This is a genomic window from Candidatus Magnetobacterium casense (genome assembly GCF_019173545.1).
In the GTDB taxonomy this organism is placed as follows: domain Bacteria; phylum Nitrospirota; class Thermodesulfovibrionia; order Thermodesulfovibrionales; family Magnetobacteriaceae; genus Magnetobacterium; species Magnetobacterium cryptolimnobacter.
In genome coordinates this window covers 1-5,863 of sequence record NZ_JABXWD010000222.1, presented here as the reverse complement: position 1 = coordinate 5,863, position 5,863 = coordinate 1, and the positions used below count along the sequence as shown (strand labels likewise).

At 51.0% G+C, this 5,863-nt stretch carries 1 protein-coding gene; it reads right to left on the bottom strand.

What is annotated here, in order from left to right; translation table 11 throughout:
- The coding region (locus HWQ67_RS11745; RefSeq protein WP_218252881.1) for a right-handed parallel beta-helix repeat-containing protein at positions 1-5,863 on the bottom strand (5,863 nt) is incomplete at both ends.

Here is a 5,863-nt window from a genome sequence, read left to right as displayed (position 1 = left end):
TGTTTATCCCGTGGTGGGCGTTGGAAGTGGTGTTGGTATTAGAAATTGTATTGAAAGATGCCGAGGAGAGAAAAATACCATTAGCCGATGGGGAGATGGCAGTGGAATCGAAGATATTGTTATAGGTGCCGGAATCAATATAGATGCCGGAGCCGGATGTGGTCGTGCCTCTGGAATTGGTGATGTTGTTATAGGAGGCGGAGCCGATGGCGATGCCACTTCCTGAACTTGAGGTGCCGTTTGAACCGGCGACTGTGTTGTAATTGGAATTTGTTGAGATGGAAATTCCGCTGCCCGTGCTGGAATTGCCTTTGGAGTTGGTTATGTTGTTGTCAGAGCTTTGGGAGAGCTGGATGCCGATGCTGGATGTGGAGGAGCCGTTGCAGATGCTGATGGTATTGTTGTGGGACGCTTCAATTCCGATGCCGATGTATGAGGTAGAGGTTCCGGTGGTGTTGGTGATGGTGTTGTAGTTTGAACCTTGGTGCAGGAGGATGCCATAGATGGAGTTGGAGTATGCGGTGGAGTTGGCGATTGTGTTGTAGGAGCTTGCGTAGATGGAAATTCCCCTTGCAACCTGCGAATTGGAATATGCCGTGTTGTTGCTGAGGGTGTTGTTGGCGGAGTTGTAAAGCAATATGCCGGCATTGTATATTGGGAAGTTGCTGGCGTTGAATGTTGTGGCGACTGTGTTGTTCTGTATCGTGCCGTTGCTCGAGCCGTTGAAGTAGATGCCGGTCTCGAAGTTGGAAATATCGCAGTTCCTTATCGTTGTGTTGAATTGGCTGGAGTAAATACCGAACGTGTCTGATGAGTTGTTGCCAATTATGGAAAAGCCCGCGCAGTCTATATCCACGTCGGGGGCGGTGATATTGAAGCAGGTGGAGCCGTTTATGGAAAGATTGTTCGCAAGGGTGATGGTGCCACCTGAGCTTATCTCACCGCAGCCCATCGGCGAGCCGAGCGGGGCGAAAATGCTTGAGAAGGCGGTTATGTTCTTGTAAACGACGTTGTTCACCGTGTCCACTCCAGCCGTTTCATTGAAGCCGTCGGACTGCCACGTAGTATTCGTTTCATTGTACATCCACACCTGTAGAGTGCTCTCATCCACCGAATGTGTGGACAAATCCAAATCGGTGTATGTGAAATTCAGGTAAAGCCAGCTTGTCGGCGAGGTAGCCGATGCGTTGAGGTATTTGCTTATGTTCCTGACGCCTGACGGGTTTTCCGGCTCTGATGCCGCAACAACATCCTCCACCCACACATTATTGAACGTGAAACTGACCGCTGTAGAGGCGAATGTCATATTAGACACGAAATTCTCATATGACAACGTTCCTGAGAAATCCCCGTTGTTGTCCGACGCGCTGCAATTCGATATGATGCTTGAGTTCGTCCTGACCAGCCTCATCCCGTAAGATGCGCTGTCCGAGAAGATTGAGTTGGAGATGTTGTTCCCTGCGGAATCCTGCATGACGATGCCGCGGAAGACATCCGAAGAATTAATGTTTGACAGAGTAGTGTCGTTCAGGAAGTATGCCAATATGCCGTTCGAGCCGGAGCTTGTGATGTTTATGTCGCTGATGACCGAGCCGTCGGCATCACAGAGGATGAGTTCCGCCAGCTCCTCGCCTGATGCGGCGGCTGGGCTGTTGTAGAATCTTATCGGCAAGCCGCCCGTGCCCAGATTGTTCTCTATCGTCTGGTTGCAGCGCATTTCATAGGTTGGCGCAAGGAAAATGTCATAATTCCCATTGCCCGACACGTTGTTGTTGGAGACATTCATGTGGTTGCCGGTCGTCGGATTGATGCCTGTGAACGAGAAGTATATGCCGTATGCCTGATTGTCATTGACGCGGTTCGACGAAACGGTGTTGTTCGTGATTGTGGTGGATGTCGTGATGGACATGCCATAAAGCATGTTGCCCTCCGCGGTGTTCTCGGTGATGTTCGAGTTTGAACATGCGAGATTGAAGCCGAAGTTGGTGTTGTTGCTGGCGGTGTTGTTTTCCACGACCTGTGAGTTGCCGCCGATTAAAATTCCCTCCCAGCTGTTGTTGCTCGCGTTGTTGTTCCGGATTATGTCATATCCCGCCGCTTGCGTGATTTCAAGACCTGTGCCCTGATTGTTGTTCATGGTGTTGCCTGCTACTGTGTTGTTGCCGCTCTCGAACCTAATCCCATAATTGACGTTTCCGTTCGCGGTCGTATTGGAGATGTTCGTGATGCTTGGACCGACCGGTCGCCCTCCGACAAACACGTTGTCGCTTGAACCCACCAGCACTCCGGCTCCGCCGACCCCGCCGAAATAAACCAAACCATTGCTATCGAAGATGCTATCCTCCACCACGTTGTTGTCGCCTTCCGAGAGGACAATCCCGAAATGGTTGTTGGATGAATTGATGTTCCTGAACGTGGAGTTCTTTCCAATATAGCTAATCAGCCCGTTGTTCCCGAAGCTGGTTCCAACCGTGATATTCGTAAGGTTAGAGCCGCTGGCATTGCAGAGGATGAGTTCGGGATAAGCCGCATTGGCGAGGTTCACGGGTGAATTGTAATAGCCTATCAGCGAGCCTCCTGTGCCGGTGTTGTTGGCTATGACATCGTTGCAGCTTTCCGCCGATGCCACGAAGCACAAATCGCCCGTGCTGGACGGATTGCAGTTCATCATCGTCAGGTCGAGGTCGAGCATGGCATTGTTCGTCAGGGTGTTGTTCACGATGGTGTTGTTCAGGTTCGGAGCCATGCCAGCGTCGAGCTGGTTTATCAATATTCCGGAACCCCAGTTTGAATCCACGAAATTGTACCTTATGATGCTGTCATTGACCGAAGGCTCTATGTCTATCCCTGCGCCGTATCCAACGACCGCCCCGTTGTTGCTGCAATTGCTGTATTCGATGACATTGCCACGCGAGCCGATGTTCGAGCCGTATATGACTATTCCGGAATACCCGTTGTTCGACGAGGTCAGGTTGGTTATGTGCCCATAGGATGTGTCCTCGGTGAATACACCGTCGTTTGTGCAGTTCTCAATCTGGCTGTTGCTTATGGTGTAGCCATCCGCATTGAAGATTACTATCCCGTCAGTTGTGCCGTTGATGCTGATTGAATCCATGAGGGTGTTGTTCGCGGCTGTGATGTATATGCCGCCGAGGGTGGTTCCCGCCGCCCCTTCGATATTGATGCGGGTGAGATTGAAGTTGGCTGGGTCGAAGATGTAATTCAGGTTGATGGCATAATTTACGATGCCTGAGAGATTACAGTCCTCAATCACATTGTCGGTCGAGCTTTGGAAGTGGATGCCCTCGGAGCAGTTCTCCACGTTGCAGTTCATTATCGTGGTGTTGAAGTTGTCCTGAAAGTACATGCACCAGTCCGAGGTGCCGATGTTGCCGCTTATGGTATGCCCATCGCAATCGAGGATTTTGTTGTCAAAGTCGTCCACCGTGTCTATGCACTCCTCCGCGTCATATAGGTCGGAGGTGACATTGACGATGCTGCACGAGGCATTGTTCATGGCTATGACGCATTCATCGCAGGTCGAGCAATTGCATGTGAGCGGAGCCTGTGTCTGGGTCAACGGCGCATAATCCACCACGCCCAAGACCATCAATGATGTGTTATTGCTGTACGGATAGCCTGTTCCGACCGCCCCGATATACAGTTCAGGATAGCCCGTCGAAAGCGAATAGCCAGATATTGCCACCGAGCCGTTAATCACATCCTCCCAGACATTCCCCTCCGTTGCATTGAAGTAATTGCTACCGTTGATATCCCTCGCATAGAGGCTTGATGCGTTCGAGAAGTTGTTCCAGTAGAATGTGTTTGCCGACGTCATGTTGCCCATGTAAAGCAGCGTCGATGCGTTCATGAACGTGTTGTTTGAAAAGGTGTTGTTTGAAACCGCCACCGAGCTGTTGCCGAACATCGCGCAGTATCCCCCGCCCATTCCGTTCAGCGTCCCGTTGGCGAATGTGTTGTTGGATGACAGGGCAAAATACACCGCGCCCCCGAATGCTGACGAGTTGCCCCTTGCGTTGATATTCCTTATCGTGTTATAGGATGAGCCGGACAGGTAAAACGCCGTGCTTGAATTGGAGATTGCCGTTATGTTCGTGAAGTTGTTGTAGGCGTTGTTGGATGTGACGAAGCCATAACCAGACCCAGATTCAGCGGTCGTGTTCTCAATGACCTGATAGTATCCTCCGATGCTCATGCCGTTTGAAATCGAGGACAGCCCATAAGAGCCAATTATTATGTTCGAGTTTGCCGAACCCGATGTGTAAATGCCGTAGCTGGCTCTCGATATTCCTCGGCAGTTTGTCAGGTTGTTCCCGACCGCGCCTCCGTTGTTGATGCCAATCCCCGTGTCAGAGGTGCCGTTGCAGTTGACGAAGTTGTTGTAGCAGTTGCTTATCACCTTTATCCCGTCGCCGGAAGAGGTTGAGACCGCATTGATGTTCTCCACTCGGTTATCCTTGCTGCTGGTGAGGAAATTCAAAGCCGGAAGGGTGCCAGCCGACAATGCGGTGGAATTGATTACCGAGCCGTTGGAACAGGAATACATCTGAATGCCAGCCTCCTCGGTGGAATTGCCTATTGAGTTGAGGATGTCGCTATAATATCCGACGCCATAGCACAGGATGCCGGAGCCGTGCAGCGAATAGCCCCTTGAATTGGAGATGGTTGAGTTTGTGTTCGAGTAGATGGTTATGCCGTTGCCATTGACGAATGTTGCGTATGCAGCAGTCGAGTTGGCGGTCACATTCTCAATCAAGCCGTTTGTCAATCCGCTGAAATACACTCCCTGTGAATAGTTGTATATTTCACAATTTTTGACAATTGTTCTCGCTTGTGACGAATAGACACCGTATGCCCCGGTTGCATTTACGCCGGTCAACACGGTGCTTCCGCAATCCACCACCATGTCGGTGCCTCCGATGTTGTATATGGCGGACGAATTGTTGGCGAAGGCATAGGTGTTGGTTATGCTGGCGCGGTGCGAATTGGTGGAGAGGTAGATGCCGCGTGTCGTGCCGTTGCCGATGAGACACTGCGACGATGAGTTTTCAATCGTTATGTTCTCGCTCCCCGTGAGCCATGTGCCATGGTTCCAGTCCGAAGTTATCGTGCAGTTGGTGATGCTGTTGTTGTGCGCGGTTGAAAAGTAGAGCCCTGTGCTTGAATTGGAGATAATTATACTGTTCCGCACAATATTCACAGATGACGACAGGAAGAACGCGATGCTGCTGTTCATGGTCGAGTTGCCTATGACGTTGGAAATATTGTTGTAGTTGCTATTCTGGGTCAACGTGAAGCCGTATCCGCTCAGAGCCGTTGAGTTGGTAAAGGTTATCACGGTGCTGTTCGACGATTGTATCACAATCCCGTTGCCAGATGAATAGAAATCCGAGCCAGTTATCCGATTGCCGTTGCTGGTGTCCATGTTCAAGCCTGCGAAGGTTGCGTTGGCGGTGCAGTTCTCTATCGTGTTGTTTTCCGAGCCGTATTGCACCCTCATGGTGGTTGATGCGTTCTTCATGCTGGCGTTGAAGCGGGAATTTGAAACCACGGAATTGCTGGTGAACGCAAGCTCTATTGAAACCATGCTGACGTTGTCTATCAACGAGTTGTTGGCATTGCAGAGGATGAGGTCGGCGAGCGTGTCATTGTTCAGGATTGAAACTGTTGAATTGTAGTAGGCTATCGGCTTGCCACCCTCGCCGGTATTGTTCTCGACCACGTTGTTGCATTGCTCGACTGTTGACGCCCCCCATATCACATCGCTGCGCTGCCCGACAACGCTGTTGTTGGTGAACGAGCTGTTCACCACATTGGAGACCTGGAGCGCGGTGAGCGTGTT